Origin of the sequence: Haliovirga abyssi, assembly GCF_030295325.1 — a bacterium.
Taxonomy (GTDB): Bacteria; Fusobacteriota; Fusobacteriia; order Fusobacteriales; family Haliovirgaceae; genus Haliovirga; species Haliovirga abyssi.
On sequence record NZ_AP027059.1, the window covers coordinates 1,719,397 to 1,744,154 of the forward strand.

Below are 24,758 nucleotides of genomic sequence, written 5' to 3' on the forward strand. Positions count from 1 at the left end.
TTTTAATTCTTATTTATATTTTAAAATTATCACATATTATTAATTTGCAACTATTAACTCTCATTCTCCCATTATCTTCCCAATCTCTTTTTTACTAAGTTTCCTATATTCCCCTATTTTTAAATTTTTAATTTTTAATTCTCCTATTGCTACTCTTTTTAAATGTAAGACTTTGTGTCCTATTTTATCAAACATTCTTCTTACTTGTCTATTTTTACCTTCTCTTATGCTTATTTTTACTTCTGATATATTTTTCTTTATTGATAAAAGTTCAACTTTTGCTGGTAATGTCTTTCCATCGTCTAAATACACTCCATTTGTCAACAAACTAATATCTTTATTTTTAATTTCTCCTTTTACTCTAGCTATATACGTTTTATATACTTTTTCTCTTGGATGTATCACTTTGTTAAATATTTCTCCATTATTAGTAATTAAAATAAGTCCTTCTGTTTCATAATCTAATCTCCCTATTGGAAATAATTTTTGCTTATCATCTATTAAATTAACTACCACTTTTCTACCTCTATCATCCTTTGCTGCAGATAATACTTTTGCTGGTTTATTTAGCATATAACATACTAAATCTTTTTTTTCTTCTTTTACTATTTTTCCATTTACCTCAATTTTATCTTCTTTAGGATTAACTCTATCTCCTAATTCTGCTATTTTTCCATTTATTCTTACTTTTTTATTTTTTATCAATTCATCTATCTTTCTACGTGCATCTACTCCAATAGATGATAAATATTTATTTATTCTTATTTTTTCCATTTTTTTACCTCTCCATATTTTGGTAGTTCTTCTATTTTATCAATTCCAACATATCCAAAAAAATCTTCTGTAATTTCATATAAATTTGGATTTCCTATTGCCTCTTTCTTACCACAAATTCTTACTAAATTCTTTTCTTCTAAAGTTCTTAAAACTTTTTCTACATTTACTCCCCTAATATTTTCTATCTCCGTTTTAGTAATTGGACAATTATATGCAATTATTGCCAATGTTTCCATAGCAGCATTAGTAAGCTTTTTAGGAGCTTGAGCTGGATTAAAAAAATTATTTATTGTTTCTCCATATTTAAAATTTGTAGTTAATTGAACTATAGTATCTCCATAAAATTTAACCTCTAAACCACTACTTTTTTTCTCCTCTTTTATTTCATTTAATATTTTTTTTATAGCTATCTTTGAAATCCCAAAAAATTTTGCTAAATCGCCTATTTCTAACCCTTCTCCTGATAAAAACAAAATAGCTTCTAATTTATTTTTTAATTCTTGCTTCATTTAATTAATCACCTTCCATAATTTACTACAATATATTTTGCAATAACTCCATAATCTATTCCTTTATCACCATATTTTTTTATTCCACCATGTAAAATATATTCTGGCAATATATTAGAATTAGACTTACTAAAGTTATCTATTCTATTTTTTAAATTTTCTGCCATTTCAAGTAATCCTAATTCATAATATACATCTAATACATCTAATTCTATCCAAAAGTCTTCAAGGCTTCCACCAAGTATTTTTGAAAACCCATTTTCATCTTTAATTTTAAAATTTTTAGTATAAAAATTTAATAACTCTTTAGTTACATCATTTGAATTAAAAAAATTATTTTTTATACATATTATATCTCTCAAATTAAAGCTTTTAGATTTTAATTTATCTAAAATATAGTTTCTATTAAAAAAGGTTTTATTAAATGTAGTTTTAATCAATTTCATCTCTGTTTCATATTTTGTTATTAGTCCTTTTGGAGCAAAGAATTTTATTGTGTTTCTAAATTTTTCTAACCCATCATAAATTAACCATTGTGATATTGCATAAAATCCATAATTTTCATTTGAATAACTATCTTTTAATAATCCATCTTTTATTTCTGGAAATAACCTGTTTTCTATTAAACCTATTATTGTCCTAAAATATTTTTTCAAAAAATTTATATCTCCGCTCTTATCTATATATTCTGAATATACTCTTAAAAACACCCCAAAGTTATGATAACTTTTTCTATTTTCTAATTTTTTTGTTATAATATTATAACTATATGAATAAATCATACCTAAATTTTTATCTAATATATATTTTAAAGATTTTTTTGCTTCTGCATAATGTCCTGTAACAATAAAAGCCTCTATTTCATACAAATATTTTTCTATTACAATATTGTCATCTTTGCTATTAGATAAAATTAAACCATTTTTATCTTGAGCTGCTTTTAATAATATTATATCTTGCAGTATCATTTTATCTTTTATTTCACTATTTTCGTTCCAATAACTCCAATCATCTACTTCATTGTCTATAATGTAATCAATATTTAAATTGTCCATTTCATCTTTTATCTTACCAAACTTTATAGCTATTCCATCATTTTTTTTATCATAACTTTCTAATTTACCTACACTATTTATTATAATCATATTTTCTATATCTTTCTTTTCTTTTTGGTCATATATCTTTTTTAATTTAAAATTTTCAAAATCTTTTTCAGTAGCTAAATATAAATTGCTATTATCTAATAAAGATTTATAATAAATTTTATTATAAATATATTCTTTATTTAAATTATCATTTATTACAGCTCCATCTTCTCTTTTTTTTATTGAATAAAAGCTTTGTATATTAACCTTTTTATTCATTTCATCTGAAATAAATTCGTTATATATATATATATATCTTATATTTTCAAATTTTGGCGTATATATATAAGTATATATTTTTATTCCCTTGACCATTGAGAATAATTTTATAATATTTGTATTTTGCAAATACCCAGTTGATTTCAAAATATCCCTTAGATAATATATTTTATTGTTTAAAATATATCCTATCTCAATCTCTCCAATATTTTTTTCTATAATTTCACTTCTATTTTCTGCTGAAACTATCTTTTTATATCTAGTATCAAATTTTATAGTTGTTTCTCCATTTGTAGATACTAAAATTGGCTCTGCAAAACTAATAACTGTTATAAAAAATAATCCAATATAAATAAAAAGTTTTTTCATTTCCCCCACCCCTTTTTATAAATTAAAAAATTTAACTATATTATCAAATATTCCCTTTTTCTTTTTATCTGCAATCCTTTTTTTCTCTCTTTCAGTTTTTTTACCTAATTTTAAATTTCCAATCTTTTTCTCTTCATTTTCTAATTCTCTTTTTGTAATTATATCACTTAACATCTCTGCTAACTCTTTATTTTCTTTTATTATTTCAGAAAAACTTTCTTTATTTAGTTTTAAAAGTTCTACATCTTCTAAGGCTACAACTGTTGCTGTAATCTCTTTTCCGGTAAAAAGTGACATTTCTCCAAAAAAATCACCTTTTTTTAATTCTGCAACTTTTTCTGTATCAATTAAAACTGAAACTTCTCCTGAATATATTATGTAAAAAGAATCTCCCTTATTTCCCTGCTTTACAATTGTTTCATTTTTTCCATAAACTATCTTTTCCAGTTTATTTGATATTTTTTCTAATATTTCATCATTCATTCTGTTAAAAAATTCTATCTCTTTTAATATATCATGTTTTTTTATTTCAACTTCATATTTTATATTATCTTGTGCTCTGTGTATATATGATTCTCTAATTGGATAAGGTATCTTTATCCCTTCTCTTCTAAAAGCATACCATATATGTGTCATTAATGAATTTTCTATTGTTTTTTTATTTCCATAATCACTTATCCATATTCTAACTTCATAATCAACTGAAAAATCATTATATTTTATCAATCTAATTTGAGGTAATGGAACTAATAATATTCCTTTTATATCTTTTATTACATCTAATATTACTTTTTTTACTTTATTTGGTGGGTCATTATATGATGTCCCCAAATATAAATTTAAAATGTGGCTTGTTGTTGGATAATAAAAATTAATTATTGAATTTTTAACAATATTTCCATTTGGAATAATTAAAAAATCATTATCAAATGTTAAAATTTTAGTTGTTCTCCAATTGGTTTCAACTACTTTTCCCTCTACTTCATTAACTAATACCCAATCTCCTATTTTAAATGGTTTTTCTAAATTTATAACTATCCCTGATATAAAATTAGTAAGTGTATCTTGCAGTGCTAAACCTATAACCATTGAAAGAACTGCCGAAGTAGTTAATAATGGTGTCAAATCTATTCCTAATTCTATTTTTAAAATCATAAAAAATGTTACAAAATATATTATACCAGTTGCTATATCATTCATTAACTTAGGTACTTTGTTGTTTAATTTTACAAAATAGATCTCTTTAAACATATAATCCAATATTTTTATAGTTGAAAATAGTATCAAACTATATATTATTGAATTTATAACTTTCATATTTACATTTAAAATATTAAATGTAAAAAAAATTTTTGTTGAAACTCCTATTAATATTAATATTAATGGATTTCTTAATCTATTTGTTTTTAATTTTGATTTTATAAAAATATTTATAATAATAAATGTAAAATATATCAAAACTATTATTAAAAGTGATATTAAAAACATATTTATATCTATTTTAGTTGCCATAAACTATCACCCTATTTCTTCCACTCTCTTTAGCTTTATATAATGCTAAATCTGTTGTTTTAATCAAACTCTCACTATCTAAAGCATTTGTAGGATATATTGAAACTCCAACGCTTACAGTTACATTTAAAATTAAATTTTTATGTTTTAATTTCATATTTTCAATATTATATCTTATTCTTTCTGCTGTTTTATATGCACCTTGCATATTTGTATTTGGTAGTATTACAAACAGTTCTTCTCCACCATATCTACAAGGTATATCTATTACTCTCAAACTTTTCTTTATTTGAATTCCTACATGTTTTAACACTAAATCGCCAATTTGATGTCCATAAGTGTCATTAAATTTTTTAAAAAAATCTATATCTATTCCTATTAATGAAACTGCCACATTTTCTCTTTTTCCTCTTGCTATCTCTTCTCCTAATCTTCTCATCATATATCTTCTATTATACAATTGAGTTAATGGATCTGTAATAGACTCATTTGTAACTTTAGCTAAAAGTTTTTCTATTTTTCTATCTTTTTTTATTTTTTCTATTGTTGATGCTGCTTGATTTGCAAATAATTTAAGTATCATTTTATCTTCTTCTCTAAATTTATTTGCTTGATCGTGAGTTAAATTTATAACTCCAACTAATCTATTTTCTATTAACATTGGCACAGATGCAAAAGAAGCTATATGCTCATTACTCGCTTTAAACATCTCTTGTAACCCTTTTGTACTTTTACTTACATCTCTTATTATTATTGTGTCTTTTCTTTGGGCAACTACTGCTTTCATCCCTTTCCCTAATTTAAATTCTATACTTTCTAAAAGCTCATCTTTTTCTCCTTCTCTATATTCAGGTACCTCTTCTAATTCGTTTTTAGAATTTATTAAATAAATCGCTGCAGAGCTATAATCTACAACTCTTTTTATAGATTGTATTATCATTTTAAATATTTCGTATAGATCTTCATTAGTTTCTACAAGTGTAGTTATTTTGTATAAAATAGATGCCATATTTAATCCAACATTCATCTCTTTATATTTTAAAGCTTTTTTTATTGCTCTTGCTGTTATCTCTCCTATTGAATTTAATGTTGTAACCTCTTCAATATTTTTCAATTTTTTATTAAATATTTTATCCACAATCAAAAATCCTATTACTTCTCCATTTGTAGATAATGGTGTTATTGTAAATTCCTGTAATTTTTCCTGATCTTGTTTTACCATTTTAGAAAAATCAACTCTCTTATCATTATAAGCATCTTTTACTCTTATAGTTTTTCCATATTTTTCTGCTATTTTTTCAATACTATTTTTATCTATTTTATTCTCATATTTGCTTACACCATATAAATATTCTACATTTAACTCTTGTTTTTCATCTTTTAATAATATTATTACAACTCCACTATTCATTATGCCTGTCATTATTTCCTTGATTTTTACATATATCTTTTCTAATTCAATATCAAATGACAAATCATTTGCAAATTCATAAAGAGATAATAATTGCGTGTTTTTTAATTTCATTAATTCATATGTTCTTCTCATAGCTTTTCTATCTGCTTCAATCATATCAATTTTACTATATATTTTATTTAAAAATGTATTAAATAACGATGTTACTTCATTAAAATCGCCATTAAATTTATCAGGGAACTTTTTATCAAAAGCTCCATTTTCTAAAGGATTTCTAAATCTATAAATAAATTTTTTCAATTCATTCATTGGATGATAAAAATTATATAAATAGTATAAAAAGACTAACATAAATACTATTATCAAACTGTATATTAACATTTCTAATATATAGTTTTCTATTTTTTTATATCTTTGATATTCATTTTTCAAATTAATATTTATCACTAAAAATCCATATGATTCTATTGGAATATAATATAATAATTTATCTTTATCTTTTAGCCAACTTCCCTTTTTTAAAAATTCTTCTCTTGATATTTCAGGTATTTTTTTTAATTTATACTTTTTACCAATTTCTGTTATTAAAGAAGAATATTTTATTTTTCCATTTTCCATATAAAACACTTTGCTAAGATTATAATTTTCTTTAAATTCCAAAATAGATCTATTATTTATATTTTTTATTAATGTAGGAGTTTTTGCTTCTACAAACATTTTTGTTTGAGATAATAATAAATTTGTTATATTTTTTTTTATACTTTTTTCAAAAAATAGTGCAAAACTTAAAATTATAACTATTGAAAATATAATATATTTAATTACTTTTTTCATGTTTTCCCCCTTAGAACTAATTAGTTTTTTTAATTCCCTTAATAATCAGTTTCTGGTGAAATTAATACACCTTTATAATATTCAAAATCTTCTAATAATTTCCCAATTCCAGTAACTACACATTCTAATGGATTTTCAGCTACCAAAACTGGAATTTCTATTTCTTGTGATATCTTTTTATCCAAATTTTTAATTAGAGCTCCACCACCAGCTAAAACCAATCCTTTTTGATATATATCCGCTGATAGTTCTGGAGGTGTTTTTTCTAATATAACATGAACTTCTTCTACAATTCTATATACTAAATCTGAAATTGCTTCTCCAATCTCTTTAGATGAAACTTTTATATTTCTAGGTAATCCACTTAATATATTTCTTCCTCTTACTTCATAAAAAATCTCTTTATCATCTTTTTCAGCTGTAGCTACATTCACTTTTATATCTTCTGCTGTTTTATTTCCAATTAATAAATTATGCTTCTTTTTTACATATTCAACTATTGCATCATCAAGCTTATCTCCTGCCACTCTTAATGAATGAGTTTGTACCACTCCACCTAATGATATTACAGCTATTTCTGTTGTTCCTCCACCTATATCTACAATCATATTCCCATGTGGTTCAAAAATATCTAATCCTGCTCCAATTGCTGCTGCCATTGGTTCCTCTATTAAATAAACTTCTCTTGACCCAGCCTCTTTAGCCACATCCATTACTGCTCTTTTCTCAACTTGTGTTACCCCTGCAGGAACACATATTACAACTCTCGGATTAGTAAACAGTTTTTTCTTACTTACAATTTTAAAAAATTCTTTCAACATTTTTTCTGTAACTTCATAATCTGCTATTACTCCATCTTTTAATGGTCTTAACGCATCTATATTTTTAGGAGTTTTCCCAATCATTTTTTTCGCATTATTTCCTACAGCACACACACTTTTATTTTTGTTATTTATAGCTATTACTGTAGGTTCATTTAATACAATTCCTTTATGTTTTACATAAAAAAGTGTATTTGCAGTTCCTAAATCCACTCCTATATCTTCAGAAAAAAATCCTAACAATCTATTTATACTTATTTTCATTCTTTAATCTTCCCCTCTATAATTTTTTTATTTCTTCTAAGCTTATTCCATTAATTTCTAAATCGTTTATAAATTTTGATAATGGAAATCCCATAACATTAAAAAAATCTCCATCTATTTTATCTATAAGAATATTCCCTTTTCCCTGAATTCCATATGCTCCTGCTTTATCCATAGGTTCTTTAGTCGCTATATACCAATTTATTTTTTCTTCATCAAAATCTCTCATATACACTTTTGTTCTATTATGACTTATTATCTCTATTTTTTTTTCTAAATTTAAAAATACATATCCAGTTATAACTTCGTGTACCTTCCCTGACATTTTTTTTAACATATCATATGCATCTTTTTCATCTTTTGGCTTTCCTAAAATATTATTCTCAAAAACTACTACTGTATCTGCTGCTAAAACATAGCTTTTTTTATTTTCATTAGCAATTTTAATAGCTTTTTTATATGCAATCTCTTCTACCTGTTTTGAAGGCTTTATTTCATTGCTACTTTCATCTATATCTGCTGTTTTTATTTCTAATTTCATATCAAAACTCTCTAATATCTCTTTTCTTCTTGGTGATTTTGATGCTAATATCATATTTCCTCCTTAAATTTCTTACACAATTAATAACATATCATCTATATTCTTATTATCCGCACTAAGTTTTGCCATTTTCAAAACTTTTTTTCCTTTATATTCAACCATAATCCAATAACTTTTTAATTCCAAATTATTAAATTCAAATTCTCCTTTTTCATTTGTAAAATAAACATTTGATTCTTCTTCTGTTTTAAATATATGTCCCTTTTCTTTTCCTTCAATATTTCCAATTCTTACTTTGGCTCCCTCTACCTCTTTATTTGTTAATTTACTATATACTACTCCTAATATTTTGCCTTTTTCATCTATATTATTTTTTTTATTTCTATTTTGAAATATTGCTATAATTATAAAAAAAATAAATATCCCAATTATATAACTATACATCTATCAAAATCTCTCGTTTATCATTTATGATTCCATTATCTTCTAATTGATCAACTATTCTTGCCGCTCTTGCATATCCTACTTTTAGTTTTCTTTGAATTAAAGATATAGAAACTTTTCCTTCATTTTTTATTATTTCAATTGCCTTTGTAAAAAGTTCATCTGTATCATCAGTAGATTCTGTTATTATCTCTTCTAAATACTCTGGTGAATTTTTACTTTTTAAATAATCTGTTAATTTATTTACTTCTTCATCTGTAATAAAAGCTCCTTGAATTCTAACTAAATTAGGGCTGCCTGATTCTAAAAATAGCATATCACCTTTTCCAAGTAATTTTTCTGCTCCTGGTGTATCTAAAATAGTTCTTGAATCTATTTGAGATGCCACTGAAAAAGATATTCTCGATGGTAAATTTGCTTTTATTGTTCCTGTTATTACATCTGTTGTAGGCCTTTGAGTTGCTACCACTAAATGTATTCCTATAGCTCTTGCCTTTTGTGCAATTCTAGCAATTGATTCCTCTATACTTGCTGGTGCTACCATCATTAAATCAGCCAATTCATCAATAACTATTACAATATATGGTAATTTTTCCACTCCTTTTAATTTATTATACCCTTCTAAATTTCTAACACCTGTTTTAGATAATAATCTATATCTCTCTTCCATATTATTAACAGCCCATTTTAATGCTAATGCTGCTAATTTAGGTTCTATTATTACAGGAACTAAAAGATGTGGTATCCCATTATATGGCATCAATTCTACCATTTTAGGATCTACCATTATAAATTTAACCTCTTCATGTGAAGATTTTGATATTATACTTGATATCAAACTGTTTATACACACACTTTTTCCCGAACCTGTTCTTCCCGCTATTAATAAATGTGGCATTTTTCTAAGATCTACTATAACATTTTCCCCTACTATATTTTCTCCTAATATAACGCTCACTGGTGATTTACTTTTTTTAAATTCTTTGCTTTTTAAAGTTTTAGAAAAATATACTGCTTCTGCTGTATCATTCGGTATCTCTATTCCAACTGCATTTTTTCCTGGAATAGGGGCTTCTATTCTTATACTTTTAGCTTCTAAATTCATAGCTAAATCATCTGATAAAGCAACTATTTTTTTTACTCTTATTCCTCTTGGAATTGAAAGCTCATATCTAGTTATAACTGGACCTCTCTCATAATTAATTACTTTTGCTTCTATTCCATATTCCGTTAAAACTTGTTCTAAAATATCTGTTTTTAGTTTTACTTGTTCTTCTATTTCACTTTTAGTCAATTTGCTTTTTTTTTCTGTATTAAAAATTAATTCCCAATTATCATCTTTTAATTCATTTTTTTTTATTTTATCTTCTTTTTCAATCTCTTTTTCTTCAAATTTATTAATATTTTCTTCTTCTTTTAATTCAAATTGTTTTTTATTCTCAATATTTTCACTTAATATTTCTTCTTCTTCATATTTTATAGATATATTGCCATCTTTATCTATTTTTTTTCTTTTATTTTCTCTTTTTAATAATTTCTCTGCTATTTTTTTCTCTTTTTCTCTCGATAATTTTATATTCTTTTCTTCTTTTTCTCTTAATTTTTTTTCTTTTATTTTCTCTAAATTTGCTATTTTTTCTTCTTTTTTTCTTTTTAATATCATCTTAATTTTTATAAAAGGATAAAGAAAAGAAAATAATATTGATTTTATCATCTTATTCGCAAATATAAAAACATCTATAACTGTAAATGTTATCAAAAAAATTATTGCTCCTGTTTTCCCAAAAAGTGTAAATAGAAATATTGATATAAATGCACCAAATAATCCACCAGAATGAGAATTCCCGCCAACTCTTAATAGTTCCTTTATAATATCCTTTTTTGTACCATCTACGCTTACACCTTTTAATACAAGTATTGCAGACAATAAAACAAAAAATATCAAAAATGAATAAAATTTAACTTTATTCATCTTTAAATTTCTATTTAATAAAAATACAATTCCATATAGAAAAAATATAAACGGAACCGCATAAGTCATTACTCCTAACAGTAAAAAAAACACATTATAAAAATTTTTACCAACAAATCCAATTTCATTTGAATTATTCCCCATTGATAAAACATAACCAATATATCCACCAATTCCTAGAAAAAATATTCCTAAAAGTTCGTTCCTTAAATTTTTTGACATTTTAATTCTCCTTATATGAGATTTTACTTGAATTTTAACATAATATAGTACAATTTTCAAGCTAAAATAGCAGAGAGGAGAGTGTAAAAAAATAATTTCAGCACAAAGACACAAAGAACAGTAAGTTACACAAAGAAAAAAATTTGAAACCACTGGATAAACACAGATTAACTGATAAATAAAAATAGGTGGATAATTATTTGCGTTTATTTGTAGCTAAAATCTTAAAATTATTTTAAATTATATAGCAAAGATTTTTTCATTTTAAATTAATAAGACTATAATTTTAAAAATATATTATAAAAACAATCACATATAAAATAACATAGAAACATAATCTACAACCTCATCAGATTCTATAACCTCTCCAGAATGACCTCTTTTTAATAATTCTATCTTAATTTCATCTCCTATTAGCTTACTATATTCAATCAAAGTCATTATCAATCCAAAACCACATACAGATATGTCTCTATTTCTTACTTCTCTTTCTATCTTCAAGCTATCCATTTCAAAAATAGCATCTATTACATATTGATCCATCTCTCTACCTTTTTTAGGTGTCATAAAATGGGTAAAATCTGATGATGCTATTATAAGAATTTCTCTTCCTAACTCTTTTTTTACCTTATATAATTCATTAGCTAAATAACTACTATTTCTAAAATTTTGAATTCCCATACAAATAGGAACTATTTTAAAATCATAATCTAAATATTTTTGCAAGTATGGAACCATAACTTCTCCAGAATGCTCATACCTCTCTCCCAAATCAGAGATATTTATATTTAATTTATCTCTAAATTCAATATCCACATCTACTTCTCCAAAAGGTGTTTTCCATTTATCGTTACTATCTGCTTCAAGCTCACTTCCATATCCTGTATGGTTTGGATTTATTATTACTATTGTATCATATCTTTTACTTTTCCCAACTATATCAAAAAAATGAACAGCTTCGTACCCTGAATATATATATCCTGCATGAGGAACAACTCCACCGATTATATCTTTTTTAGATAAATCTATTTTTATATTTTTCATCTCTTTTTTATGAATTTCATCCAACAACATATCAATATCCACTTTATTATCTGGATAAAATTTTCCTGCAAATACTGATTCCCTTATTTTCATAAAAAGCACCCCTTTTTTTTAATGTGCAATGGACAATTATAGAATCTTTTATCTTTGCATTGTCCATTATTCCTTATATATTTTGGAATATATGGACCCTGATCCTACAAAACATTAACATATTTTCATATTAAATATATATTTAAATGATTATTTTATCTCCCATCCGTTCCCATCCGTCTTTATCCCGTGGTTAAAATTTTCTTTTTCTCTTTTTTCATTGTCAATTATCAATTATCTTCTCCCCATTCTCAATTATCCCCTCAAACATTCCCCAAATAAACAAAATCCAAATATTTAATCGCTATATCATAACATTTCCTCATTAATTCTATTCCAGTAGGTTCTATTATCATTTTATAGTTTGAAAAATATCTTGTAATGTGTAAAACTGTGTCTCTTCCAAGTTCTTCCGATATCCACTTACACATATTTTCAAATTCTCCCAAATTATCATTTAAAGTAGGAATCAATAAATTTGTAATTTCTAAATGTTTTCCTGATTTTTTTATTAATTTTAAACTCTCTTTTATAGGCTCTATATTTGATTTTGTAATTTTGCTATAAAAATTATTATCAAATGCCTTCAAATCAATATTAAATGCATCTATATATTCTAAAAGGTCACTTAATGGTTTCTTATTAATAAACCCATTGCTTACCATTACATTCTTTAGTCCTAATTTCTTTACCTCTTTTGCCAAATCTAACATAAATTCAAAATATATAGTTGGTTCATTATAGGTATATGCAAGTCCAATACTATTTTTTTCATTTTTAACCATCTCTATTATCTCATTCACACTTACCTTTTTTAAACCTATTTCATCTACACCTACTTGAGATATTTCATGATTTTGACAAAATTCACATCTCATATTACATCCCACTGTCCCAATTGAAATAATTTTTGTATCAGGATAAAAACGATAGAGTGGTTTTTTCTCAATTGGATCTAAATGAATAGCAGAAATCAAACCATAAGTTTCAGCAATTAAAATTCCATTATAATTTTTTCTAACTCTACATAATCCTCTTTTTCCATTTTCTATTATACAATTATGAGGACAAAGCTCACATTGAACTCTATTATCAGAAAGTTTTTTATAATATTTTGCCTCTTTCATACAGAACACCTCCTTTAGGAACGTTTGAAAAATAAATTTCTTATATTTTGTCTCAAAAAAATCTTTTAGCCTCAAATTTATATATCGTCAAATCTTCTATTTTAGTGCCAAATGGCATTCCTGCTTTCTGCTTAACTATTGAAATTTGTTCATCTATAGTATCAACTCCATCTAAATCAGGCAATAAAACTCCTTGCCTTCCAAACTGGTCCACTAAAATTATCCCATATATTTTAGGATTCAGCTCTTCTATATTTTTAACTATTTCAGGTTCTGTTAATACATCAACTGAAACAGTTAAATTTTCAAGTTCATCTTCTGTTACAGCCATAAATCTCGGATCACGACTACAAGCTGATATTGCATTTCCCCTTATCTCCTCATATAAATCTTCTCTTACTGGAAGTATTGTACCTATACAACCTCTAAGTTCTCCATTTTTTTTATGCAAAGTAACAAAACAGCTTCTTTTTACTTTTAATTCTTCACTTTTATCTATTTTTTCTTCTTTTATATTTGCAACATAATTTTTTATAGTTTCCCAAGCTAATTTCACATATATTGATTTTGCTTCATACATAAATAACACCTCCAAATTAATAAACTTATAACACTTAAATAATAACCTATGCTTTTCTAAAAATCAAATTATATTTAAAAAAAAATAGGAGCGATAGGACATCGCTCCGGCTATCTTTGCTTATATTTTTTTACACCATATCTAAACTATCAATATCTATTTCATTAAGCATTTTTTTCAATTCTTTTAATTCAGATTTATTCAAAGTTACACCTTTTCCCATTTTTTCATGTGTTTCATTCCAATCTCTAATATCAGCTTTTGCTTTTCTATCGTTCCAAGATATAAGGTTTAATTCTTTACTCCATCCTTTAGCCCCTTCTCCTATTAAACCTAATTTATCTACAATTTCAAATTTTATTCCAGCCATTTCAAAATCTCCTAAATTTATTTTTTACTCAAATCAAATAACTTCTTAACCTCTTTATCAAAATCAGACTCGATTGGTTGTTTTTTATTATATTCTTTATATTCTTCAAGTGCTTTTTTATCAGCTTTTTCTTTTGAGATTTTGCCCTTGCCTTCAAGAATTTTATATTCATTAAATTCTAAAAATTTAATAACACTTTTTGCAAATTCTGACATAGTGAATGCATTTCTTCTTTCAATAATATTTTCAATATAGTCAAAAAATCCTGAGATTGCTCTTTCCAGTTTTTTTATTTCATCTTCTGTTAGATAGTTCTTTGCAATTGTAACATCACTTGATAATATCCTGCCATCAGGTGCATTTTTCCAAGTTGTTAATCCCATATAAGATTGTTCTTTATCAGCTTTAGTGTAAATGATTTCTCCTGCTGTTTTCCCTGTAATGGCAAAGTGAAATTTATTTTGTACTGTCGCAAAAAAATCTTTTGTAGTTTGTGATTTTGGGTCGTAGTCAATACTACATTCAGCAAAAATATCTGTTATTTGCTGGTAAATTCTTCTTTCACTTGCTCTTATAGACCTTACTTTTTCAAGTAGCTCTCTAAAGTAATCTTTTTCAAAGAATTTTTTACCTTGTTTTAGTCTGTCATCATCAATGGTAAAACCTTTTATGATGAATTCTTTTAAAACTGATGTTGCCCATATTCTAAATTGAGTTGCTCGTTTTGAGTTTACTCTGTAACCTACAGCTATAATCATATCAAGGTTATAGAATGAAGTATTATAGTTTTTCCCATCAGAAGCAGTTATTCGAAATTTTCGAATAACTGAATTTTCATCTAATTCTCCACTTTTAAATATTTCCTTTATATGGTAGTTTATAGTATTTACTTCTACTTCAAAAAGTTCTGACATCATTTTTTGTGATAGCCATAGGGTTTCTTCTTCTAGAAATATTTCTAGTTTTACTTTTCCATTTTCTGCTGTGTATAGAATAAATTGTTGTAGTTTTTGCATTATATCACCTTCCAAATTTTAGAGTATTATAACTTCTTTTGCTTTTTACAATTGAAATTATAATCTATAATATTTTAAAATAAACTATCAAACTTATATTATTTTTGAATTTCTAATAACAATGATGTTATTTCATCTAAATTTTTATTTGACTCAATCAAAACCTGACAACAATTACCGTTATAAAATTTTTGAATTCCCTCTGATAATTCTTTTATTTTATGTTCTTTTATTCTTTTTTTTACTTCATCAATATGAAGCATTACAACTATTATTATCTTGCTTTTTCTAATTTTAATATATGCAAAATTTCTTTTTTTTCTTAATGAAATATAATATCTTTGTGGATTATAAATTATTTTATTAGTTTCTAAGGACAGATTTGTCTTAATTTTATTATATATATCTTTAATTTCATCCTTAACTCCATCCAGATGATATTCTTCTGAATAATTTACAATAGACTTATTTTCTTCACTTGCTTCAGCAATATCAATAGTTTCAATATTTTCAAAATATTTTTTTATAAATACTTCTTTACTATTCTTTTCCAAATCTGATATTCTTTCTACAAAATTAACATGATTAAAGGTTTTAAAAAAGTTATCACTAGATAAGTGACCAAAAGCTCCATGCCTTTCGGCAAAAGTATATGCAACTTTAGTTTTTATAGAAATTTATATCTTTTCCAAATACAGTAAAATTATATTTCTTAATTCTCTGTCAAAATAGTATAAATCAATTACTTCCTTTATATCTACTTTATCATAAGAGTTTGGAAACTATTCAAAAAATTTAAGGCAATTACTAAATTTATAATAATTTACATTTGAAAGAAATTTTACCATTTTATCTTTATTTTCAATGATAATACCTCTCGATTCTAATATATTTATCTGTTCAATAAAAGATTTATGCTCTTTTAAATACTTCATAATTCCTCCTAAAAAAAAGAAACCAGCCCCTGGTACGCTTCCATGGATAGGCGTGGCTGGTACAGTTCTTTATACAATTAATTATAACACTATTTATATAAAAAATCAATTTTTCATTGATATAATAAGTAACTTTCAATTTATTAAATTTTCAATATCATAATTAAAAAATCTTGAATCCAATTGAAACATAAATACAAAGTCAAATATAGACTTACTTGCCTATAACGGTTTTCGTGTCAAACGAAATCAATTAGACGGTTAGCGGAACAATCAGCGGATAGCTAAAGGGCGCACGTTAGACAAGATTAGGGGACGCGACCGCGCTCAACAATCTTGGCTAGCTGTTATGACTCGTAGGCAGACTGGTTTTTATCAAAAATTATTATTACACTTATTTTTCACTTTTTTTTAAAATATCAATTCCGTTTTGCACTGCATTAATTGAAAAAGCTTGATAAATATTATAAAAGAATAGTAACATTTCAAAAAATAGATAAATATTTGCAATCAAGTAAATTGTAGTAAAAAATATTTTAATCAGTATCTTTATTTTTGAATTTAATGATTGTAATGATATTACAACCATAGAATTATTAAGCAAAAATATAATGATAAAATTAAAAAATAAAAGTATCAATATATATATACAAATTCCCAAAAACTGATAATTATATATTTTAAACTTACTAGTATTATTTTGCGAATGTACCAATAATGTTTTTAGTATATTTTCTCCAAGTAGGGCTTGAAAAATAGCATAACCTGTAAAAACTAGTGTGATAAAATACAATGATATATTATTAAGATGACTTACAATTTCTTTTATTTCTAAAATATATTTATTTGAATTTACTTCTATAAAAGTCATTAAAAATATAAAGAATAAAAGAATTATTAGCATAAGAAGAGTCTTTGGTTTAAATGACAAACTAAACGTTGAACAAAAAGATTTTTTTATGACTTTTTCAAAAGAGTCTTCAAGCATTAAGTCTTCAAGACTTTTGGTCAGTTTTTCTTTTATCATCCTTTTTCTCCTATCTATTATTTAACATCATTAGAAATGCAGGGTTATTAAAAATTCTTTCAATTCTCCATAAATTATTTTCATAAATATCTTTATTTTCTTTGCTTAATCCTCTCATCTCACTTTTACTTAATCTAGCCTTTTCTATTAATAAATTTGTATTTTCAACTTCCGAATTATGTTCAGGCAACTCAATTATTAATTCTTCTTTATATTCCTCTTCGCTTACTACTGCAGATTGTCCACTTTTGTCAACTCCTAAAATTTTGGACTTAGCAGTACCTTTTGTCCCTTCAACAAGATTAGCTACTTCATCATAATTTTTTGGGCTATTTATAGAAACATTCCCTGAATTTGCTTTTAATATTTCAATCTCTTCTCTAAAAGAATTAAAAATATCATTTACAATAACTTCTCCATTTAATGGATAAATTTTCAATTCAATTCTATTTATTTTTTGAAGCTCTTCAAGTTGTTTTCTTAATTTTTCTTTTGATGGAAAAGCAACAATATTTAAACTAATATCAGGTAATAAAGAAATTTCCTTTTCTTCATCTTTTTCAAGTTTTTTTCTAATTTTATTTTCTTGTCTAATATATTTTTTTATTATGCCTTTTGTATGAGTTTCAAAATTCTTTATTGTAGGACTTCCTTTTTGATTTTTAATTAATATTAGTCTATGATTACTTAATAAAATTATAAAAAGGGAAAATGGTGCGGTACTGTATATTTCATTTTTTTCAATCAACTGTCCATCTCTTAGATCAGATTTTATTTCTAATTCTGTCTTTTTTACAAAACAGCCTTTTAAAGCATATTCATCTCCAAATTTTATTATTTCAATATCTTTAAATGCAAAATACTTATTTTTTCCCGATTTATTAATTAATTCACTTTTTAATGCTGGATAAATAATTGTATCAAAATAATTTAACATTGGTTCATTTTCTTCACCAAAAGTACAGTTAAAATTTGCTACATTATAATACTTAAACCCTTTTATATTCATTTTTCCTCCTCAATTTTTTTCTAGTAAGAATAGTAACTAAGTTTGCCTATGTGTCATAACGTGCTTATAATTAGACAATGCCTTTGAGTGAGGTACAAACCACCGAAAAGATATTGCTTTAGCATTGTTATACGACGTTCAGTTTGTGATGTCGTACTTCTTTATTCACAAAATTACTATATTTACTTTGCTTATTATTTTATTAAATTTAGAGATTAATTTGATTAATTTGATTTGTTAATATAGAAATAATTTTATCACCATTCACCCAAAATGCATTAAAAGATTTACTGCCACCTAAATAAACTTGATGGTTTTGAATTCTTTTGAGTTCTGTAATAACTTTTATTAACTCTTCCTTATTTGGTAATTCTATATTAATTTTGCCCAAAAAATAAGTTAATTCAGATTGAATCTGTTCTAATATATATTTACCATCGTCAATAGTATAAGTTCCCGAGTCTTTTTCAGTAATCCAATCTATTTTAAAAGAATTAAAATTTTTTTTTAATTCTTTTAAAATATAATGATTATTATCAAAATTATTTTCAAATTTTGTTTGTATATTGTTTTCAAAAGTATTTGATAGATTTTGTGCTACTAAAGTTAAGTGATTATTAATTTTACTTTTAAATTCTGAAATACTTGAAAAATTATCTACAACTCCTTGTTCATAAAGGTAATTTTTAAAATTAGTTAATTTTTCATATTGTAAACTATCTATACTTGAAGGAACAATTGGTGTATTTGAAAAATAAATCATTGTTTTTTTATCGCTACTGATAAATTGATTAATTTCTTCAATAGTTCCAGATTCTTCAACACCAGTTGGAGTCCCTAATCTTGTCCAAAAAACTCCAATAAGAATATCACAATCATTTACAATTTGTTCATTAATAATTTCCTGTGGTCTTCCTCCTAATTCAGGAGTTACATTTGCTTCCCACATTACAGGAGAAAACATAATTTTATAATGAGTTGAATTAATCATGTTCCAATTAAATATTAAATTTTTAAGTTCTTCCCTCTCTTGCGAAACATCTGACGGTGAAGCAATTAAAATTTTGTAAACAATACATTCATATGACATTTTGTCCTCCTATAATTTTTTATTTTTGTGGCTTGCTGAATCGATGTAAATATGTCGGTTGGCATTGATTTATGCGACTGTCCCATTCAGATTTTACTTGCATCTCTGCCTAGAATGCCAAACGCCGAATGACATAGATGAAGTGTGGTTTTCATTTTATCTATCTAGTATTAGGTGAAGTTTTTTCTTAATTCTTTAGAAAATTCAATTCTTAATAGCTTTACATTTTCTCTAACCTCTCCTCGCCATTTCTTTAAATTGTTTACTCTACCTAATTTCCTCTGTAAAAAATATTGAAATAATTTTTCCATTAAAATCTCAATGTTTTTTGGTGCAACTCCATCAATGTAAAGTATATGTATTTTCTGAGATGCTACTCTGATTTCGTCTGGAAATGTATTATAATCATCTCTATTAGTTGCTGATACCAAAGAGATGAAAAAAGAAAAATTTTTGTATTTCTCATTTCTTATCCAAAGATTGAGGTCGCGCCTTCTTTGTAATCTATGATTAGCTATAAGAGAAACAACTTGCCCAGCAAGACCACCAGCAAGTAGTGAAGATAGAATTTGATTTAGTTCCAAAATAAACACTCCTTTAAATTTTAATATACTAAATATCGTATAACGGATTTGCAGACAGACGCAGTCTATGAACATACAGCAATAGCGTAGTGAGAATAAATTGAGTCTGCTGACATGTTAGTAGAAGTGAATCTTATTAAAAGTCTAGCTCTTCACTACAAGAAGTACAAAATCCATTTAACGCATCAAATTCTCTGGATTTTTTTAAACCGCATGCAGGACAAACAAATCCATTTGAATCATCATTCATACAGCTATTACAAATAGGCTCCCCTCTACTATTAAAAAAAATACCTTCATTTTTTCCGCATTCAACACATAAATCAGCACTATCTGTAAAACTTTCTTCTTCCATTTCTATATAAATATCATCAATTCTAATTTCATAATTTTCATTTATGTCATCAGAAAATAATTCAATTTCTCTACTAATTTCAATATCAACATACCCCTTTAAATGATGAGTTATTGTGTTATCTGATAAAATAACCTCTTTTGTATCAGAATCTCTTCCCCAATATATCCTTGAGAAGGCATCAAGTTTTATTTGAAATTTTAATTTATAATTAGCCTCACCAAACTCATAACCTTCAAAACTATATTCTAATAAATTGATTTCATCTATTTCTTCAGATAACTCAAACTCTGAACCATCATAATTTGATAAACTTGACGTATTTACATAAGATTCACCAGAGTAAATTAGCTTCTCATTTATTATATTTTGAATATCTCCGCTCTCAATTAAAGAGTTGATATAATCATCTAAATTGAATTTAAATATTACATCTACTTTATCTGGTATTGATAAATTTAAGATTCTTGACATATTTATATAAAACTCTTCTGAATTTAATCCAATAATTTTTCGTTTTGTATAATCTTCAAATTCTTTAGTTAATTGTTTATGAAACGTTTTCCCGTTTTCCCACCAATCTTCTTTGACATCATCTGTTACAAATATTAAGTTTTTATTATTTTTCTCAGCATATTTTAAACATTCTTTCCATATAATTAAGTCATTGTATTTATCAATTCCATCCTTTGATTTTTCATCTTTAAAACCAGGAGGGACTTGTTTTTTGTATCTAGTTTTTCCTTCTTCACAAATTTTATATAGTTCGTTAATGCTAAGTTCAGGAAAATATCGATTTAAATCTTCCATGTTTACAAAAAACTTTTTAACTTTATCTTCTGAAAAAATATCATCACTTATATTTTGAAAAATGTCATGATTTTCTACATATTCATCTAAAGTAAAAATTATTTCATTAAATTTACTTTCAATATTTTCTTTCAATTCATTGATATTAGGAAACTTAAATCTCTCAAGAATTAATAATTGCTTATTAATTCCTTCTTTTGAACTTTTGATTTTATTTTCAAACTCTTTTGGAATGTTCTTATACTTCTTTTTTTGACGTCCTAAAGCAGATTGATTATTTCGTGAAAATTCTCTTTTTACAGTTGCTGGAATCATTATTTTGTCTTTGAGTTTCTCTAATAAATTAATAAAAAAATCCCCAATTTCTGGAGAATATTCGTATATATTTAAATAAACACTACTATCCAATATTATTATATAATCTTCTTCCATAAATTTATTGATTTCATTTTCTAGCTTCATGTTATTCCTAACTCCCTTCATAATTAGATTTCTACTGTAGGGTCGAGCTCGGATGCACATCCAAACTATGTTTTCAGACCCCGCCACCTCAAACCGTACGTGCGGTTCTCCCGCATACGGCTTTCCTATTAACTTCTTTTCAAATCATATAAGTTTATTCTGGTATAACTTTCACTCTGGTATATATTTTACTTTATAGTTATCAAATAACCCTATTTCATTATATAACCAATCATTACTCCATCTTTTCCAACCATATCCCTTTTTTCCTCGTTGCTTCATTAGGTACCTTCTCAATTTCTTCTCCACATAATTTCTTACATATGAAAAACACTTTGATGAGTTCCCTATTGAAAAATAATTTACCCACTCTCTTAATGTTGTATTTAGCTCATTTACCAGTATTTGAAATATTCCTAGTGTTCTATGTCTTCTTACTACTTCTTTTATCTTTTCTAACAATCCTTTCCTCTTCTTTGATTGTGGTATTGTCAGTATTCCCCATTTCCCACTTTTATTCCTTCGCCTTTTAATTATAAATCCTAAAAAGTTTATTACCCCACCTTTTTTCAAATCTACTACTCTTGATTTCTCTTTATTTATTGTTACCCCCATTTTCTCAAATTTTTCTTTCAACCTTTCAATTACCTTACTTAACAACCTTCTCATACTTGAATGACTTGATACTGTTACTACTAAATCATCTGCGAATCTAGCATAATCTAGCTCATAATATTTACCTTTTTGCTTGGTTACTTCTTTTGCTTTTTCTAACATTTTATCAATATCATTTAAATATAAATTTGCAAATAACAGGGATATTACTCCACCTTGTGGCACTCCTGCTTTTCCACTAGCTTTTAATATCAATTTTATTAAATATAATACTTCTTTATCTGATATTTGCTCCGATATCTTCTTTAACAATATATGGTGTTTTACTGTATCAAAGTAATTTGATACATCTAAATCGCTCACTTTCCATTTCCTTTTGGTATCTCTTGTTTCCTATCCTTTTTGGGTTTATATATCTTTTATACTCTTCTTGTTTTTTTTTAAAATTATTTTAATAAAGTTACTCTCTGTCTTTATCTCCCTTAAATTCTACTATATTTATTCATCCTATGTCAATGTTTATCCAACGTCTTTATGTTTAATGCTTCACCAATTTAATTAATTCTTTATTATAACTAAATTTAACAAATATTATCTTTTGATTTTTATATAACACTTTCTTAAATCAAATCTAAACTAGAATTTTTAATCACTTCTCAATATTTTTTTAACATTTTGCTAAAAAAATATTAAAAAAAACAGCACAACTTATTTTCTAAACAAATTTATACTTTACTAAGTAATAAAATTATTTTTATTTACTTCAAAACTTTTATTACAGTAGCAATATTTTTCTGCTATCAAATCATTATGTTCCTGCAAATCCACAGGAAATATATTTTCAATCTATCTATCCCCATCCAAAAAATCAAAAACAGGTGGTGGAGCCACCTGTTTCATTTGGGGAATGAAAAGAAAAGCTCGTAGAAATTTTCCTTTATCAAAAATATACTTAATTTATATTAATAATTTATTATACTCCTCCATAAATCTTCTGTCAAACCTCACTTTTGTCCCAAACAGATATTTTTCCGACCTGAACAGGCACTTTTATGACTCAAATAGATACTTTTATGTCTTAAACTAAAAAATTTAATTTTTTTAAATATCCCTCTTAAAAAAATACAGTATAAAATAATTATAAATTTTTAATATGAGTATAACCCCAGATAATCACTAACTTCTATTCATATTCTTACTCCCTCAATCTTTTCTTAGTGTAACTTAGCGTCCTCCTTTCTTTGTGCTGAAATTATTTCCCCCCAAAAAAGTTAAAACTATAATCAAAACTTATTCTCAATTTTTACTCATACCTAAGCGCATCTATAGGATTTAATTCCGAAGCTTTTTTAGCAGGATATGTCCCAAATATCACTCCAATTCCACAAGATACAACTATAGCTAATATTAATATAAAATAATCTATAATTGGTTTTATTCCAATAAATGTTCCTACTATATTGCTTAATAATATTCCTAATATTATTCCAATTATCCCTCCTAAAACACTCAGAAATATTGCTTCAATTACAAATTGAAATAGTATATCTATCTTTTTTGCTCCTAACGCTTTTCTTATTCCAATCTCTTTTATCCTTTCGGTTACACTTACAAGCATTATATTCATTATACCTATTCCGCCTACAAATAAGGATATTCCAGCTACAGATGTCAAAAGTAGCGATAATGTAGTAAGTATTTTATTAAATGAGTCTAATTGCGAAAATTTAGCTGAAACTTCATATATATCTTTTTTATTATGATTTTTTTCTAATAAATCCACTATCTTACCAGATGTATCATCTTTTTTATTAACATCATTTACTAAAATAGTTATAGAAGATATTTGTACATCTTCTACATATTTTTGAAAAGTAGTATATGGAATATAAAATTGATAATATTCTCTCCCAAATGAACTCATAAGAGCTTTCATTTGATTTTCAAATACTCCTATAATTATAAATCTAGACCTGTTTTTTTTCTTAAATTGAAGCTCAACTTCCTCTCCAGCTACATCTAGTCTTCCAAATTTTTTCATAGCATACAAATCATCCACTAATATATATTTCTTACTTTTTTCTATATCTCCTTTAATAAAACTTCTTCCATATATCATATTTAAACTGTTAATGTCTTTCACATATTCATTAGAAGATGAAAGCCCTCCAAATCCTCTTGTTTTTTTAGTAATTGCTACTCTCATTCTTGTATGCATTGAAGGAGATATTGCTTTTACATTCTCTAATTTTTTTATTTGCTCAATATCATCTTTTGTTATATAATCTCTTTTTGTTAATATTTGGTCTTTAGATTGAACAGATATAGTAACTTTTTTATCTGCCAATTCTATTAAATTCCCAGTTATTGACTGCTGACTTCCTTTTCCTATCATAGAAATCATTATTACAGATGATATCCCTATTATAATTCCAAGCATAGTTAATAAACTTCTTATTTTATTACTATTTAAACTTTTAATCGCAAAATTTATTATCTCTATAAATTCCATCTTTTCACCTCTTTTTTTTTCAGAGTCCTCTTAGAAAGTCTAAAACTCTTAAAATACCTATAATTCTTAGCATTTTAAAACATTGC

At 25.4% G+C, this 24,758-nt stretch carries 23 protein-coding genes and 2 pseudogenes; all 25 read right to left on the bottom strand.

Going from position 1 to position 24,758, the window contains the following annotated elements; translation table 11 throughout:
• Positions 1–60: 60 nt before the first annotated feature.
• The 25 genes and pseudogenes from RDY08_RS07605 to RDY08_RS07720 all read right to left on the bottom strand — a co-directional run bounded on the left by RDY08_RS07605 (position 61) and on the right by RDY08_RS07720 (position 24,672).
• Complete coding sequence (locus tag RDY08_RS07605) at positions 61–774, bottom strand: pseudouridine synthase (protein ID WP_307903772.1); 714 nt, start codon at positions 772–774, stop codon at positions 61–63.
• Complete coding sequence (gene scpB / locus RDY08_RS07610) at positions 762–1,286, bottom strand: SMC-Scp complex subunit ScpB (RefSeq protein WP_307903773.1); 525 nt, start codon at positions 1,284–1,286, stop codon at positions 762–764. The genes RDY08_RS07605 and scpB overlap by 13 nt, the downstream gene beginning before the upstream one ends.
• An 8-nt stretch (positions 1,287–1,294) precedes the next feature.
• Positions 1,295–3,019, bottom strand: coding sequence for a hypothetical protein (locus RDY08_RS07615; RefSeq protein ID WP_307903774.1), 1,725 nt, complete (start codon positions 3,017–3,019; stop codon positions 1,295–1,297).
• A gap of 15 nt (positions 3,020–3,034) precedes the next feature.
• A complete protein-coding gene (locus RDY08_RS07620; RefSeq protein WP_307903775.1) occupies positions 3,035–4,531 on the bottom strand; it encodes a cyclic nucleotide-binding domain-containing protein in 1,497 nt (498 codons plus the stop codon).
• Positions 4,521–6,779, bottom strand: a complete 2,259-nt coding sequence (locus RDY08_RS07625; RefSeq protein WP_307903776.1) for a sensor domain-containing diguanylate cyclase — start codon at positions 6,777–6,779, stop codon at positions 4,521–4,523. The genes RDY08_RS07620 and RDY08_RS07625 overlap by 11 nt, the downstream gene beginning before the upstream one ends.
• Positions 6,780–6,817: 38 nt before the next feature.
• Positions 6,818–7,864, bottom strand: a complete 1,047-nt coding sequence (locus RDY08_RS07630; RefSeq protein WP_307903777.1) for a rod shape-determining protein — start codon at positions 7,862–7,864, stop codon at positions 6,818–6,820.
• 16 nt (positions 7,865–7,880) lie between these two features.
• Positions 7,881–8,459, bottom strand: coding sequence for a nucleoside triphosphate pyrophosphatase (locus tag RDY08_RS07635; protein ID WP_307903778.1), 579 nt, complete (start codon positions 8,457–8,459; stop codon positions 7,881–7,883).
• An 18-nt stretch (positions 8,460–8,477) separates the two neighbouring features.
• Positions 8,478–8,849: a peptidase associated/transthyretin-like domain-containing protein gene (locus RDY08_RS07640; protein WP_307903779.1), complete on the bottom strand. Its 372-nt coding sequence runs from the start codon at positions 8,847–8,849 to the stop codon at positions 8,478–8,480.
• Entirely contained in the window at positions 8,842–11,043 is a 2,202-nt protein-coding gene (locus RDY08_RS07645; protein ID WP_307903780.1) for an FtsK/SpoIIIE family DNA translocase, read from the bottom strand. The genes RDY08_RS07640 and RDY08_RS07645 overlap by 8 nt, the downstream gene beginning before the upstream one ends.
• Positions 11,044–11,352: 309 nt before the next feature.
• Positions 11,353–12,180: an AmmeMemoRadiSam system protein B gene (gene amrB, locus RDY08_RS07650; protein WP_307903781.1), complete on the bottom strand. Its 828-nt coding sequence runs from the start codon at positions 12,178–12,180 to the stop codon at positions 11,353–11,355.
• A gap of 263 nt (positions 12,181–12,443) precedes the next feature.
• A complete protein-coding gene (gene amrS / locus RDY08_RS07655) occupies positions 12,444–13,307 on the bottom strand; it encodes an AmmeMemoRadiSam system radical SAM enzyme (protein WP_307903782.1) in 864 nt (287 codons plus the stop codon).
• Positions 13,308–13,359: 52 nt separating this feature from the next.
• On the bottom strand, positions 13,360–13,887 hold the full coding sequence (amrA, locus tag RDY08_RS07660) for an AmmeMemoRadiSam system protein A (protein WP_307903783.1): 528 nt from the start codon (positions 13,885–13,887) through the stop codon (positions 13,360–13,362).
• Positions 13,888–14,017: 130 nt separating this feature from the next.
• Positions 14,018–14,257, bottom strand: coding sequence for a YdbC family protein (locus tag RDY08_RS07665; RefSeq protein WP_307903784.1), 240 nt, complete (start codon positions 14,255–14,257; stop codon positions 14,018–14,020).
• Positions 14,258–14,274: 17 nt separating this feature from the next.
• Positions 14,275–15,273 carry a virulence RhuM family protein gene (locus RDY08_RS07670; protein WP_307903785.1) on the bottom strand — a complete coding sequence of 333 codons (999 nt, stop codon included), beginning with the start codon at positions 15,271–15,273 and terminating at the stop codon, positions 14,275–14,277.
• 98 nt (positions 15,274–15,371) lie between these two features.
• Positions 15,372–15,827, bottom strand: a complete 456-nt coding sequence (locus RDY08_RS07675; protein WP_307903786.1) for a DUF5655 domain-containing protein — start codon at positions 15,825–15,827, stop codon at positions 15,372–15,374.
• Positions 15,828–15,950: 123 nt separating this feature from the next.
• A pseudogene (locus RDY08_RS11660) lies at positions 15,951–16,037 on the bottom strand (hypothetical protein); the annotation flags it as partial.
• Between the two features lie 18 nt (positions 16,038–16,055).
• Positions 16,056–16,208, bottom strand: a complete 153-nt coding sequence (locus RDY08_RS07680; RefSeq protein WP_307903787.1) for a hypothetical protein — start codon at positions 16,206–16,208, stop codon at positions 16,056–16,058.
• Between the two features lie 394 nt (positions 16,209–16,602).
• Positions 16,603–17,235 carry a hypothetical protein gene (locus RDY08_RS07685; protein ID WP_307903788.1) on the bottom strand — a complete coding sequence of 211 codons (633 nt, stop codon included), beginning with the start codon at positions 17,233–17,235 and terminating at the stop codon, positions 16,603–16,605.
• A 10-nt stretch (positions 17,236–17,245) separates the two neighbouring features.
• Complete coding sequence (locus tag RDY08_RS07690) at positions 17,246–18,244, bottom strand: hypothetical protein (protein ID WP_307903789.1); 999 nt, start codon at positions 18,242–18,244, stop codon at positions 17,246–17,248.
• Between the two features lie 208 nt (positions 18,245–18,452).
• The gene (locus RDY08_RS07695) at positions 18,453–19,334 is read right to left on the bottom strand and encodes a DUF4062 domain-containing protein (protein ID WP_307903790.1); all 882 of its coding nucleotides are present in this window, start codon (positions 19,332–19,334) and stop codon (positions 18,453–18,455) included.
• 170 nt (positions 19,335–19,504) lie between these two features.
• Positions 19,505–19,918, bottom strand: coding sequence for a hypothetical protein (locus RDY08_RS07700; protein WP_307903791.1), 414 nt, complete (start codon positions 19,916–19,918; stop codon positions 19,505–19,507).
• Positions 19,919–20,054: 136 nt separating this feature from the next.
• Positions 20,055–21,545: a PIN-like domain-containing protein gene (locus tag RDY08_RS07705; protein ID WP_307903792.1), complete on the bottom strand. Its 1,491-nt coding sequence runs from the start codon at positions 21,543–21,545 to the stop codon at positions 20,055–20,057.
• 171 nt (positions 21,546–21,716) lie between these two features.
• Complete coding sequence (locus tag RDY08_RS07710; protein ID WP_372339425.1) at positions 21,717–22,007, bottom strand: group II intron maturase-specific domain-containing protein; 291 nt, start codon at positions 22,005–22,007, stop codon at positions 21,717–21,719.
• 81 nt (positions 22,008–22,088) lie between these two features.
• Positions 22,089–22,535 (bottom strand): annotated as a pseudogene (locus tag RDY08_RS07715) (reverse transcriptase domain-containing protein); the annotation flags it as partial.
• A gap of 928 nt (positions 22,536–23,463) precedes the next feature.
• Complete coding sequence (locus tag RDY08_RS07720) at positions 23,464–24,672, bottom strand: ABC transporter permease (RefSeq protein WP_307903793.1); 1,209 nt, start codon at positions 24,670–24,672, stop codon at positions 23,464–23,466.
• Positions 24,673–24,758 lie beyond the last annotated feature (86 nt).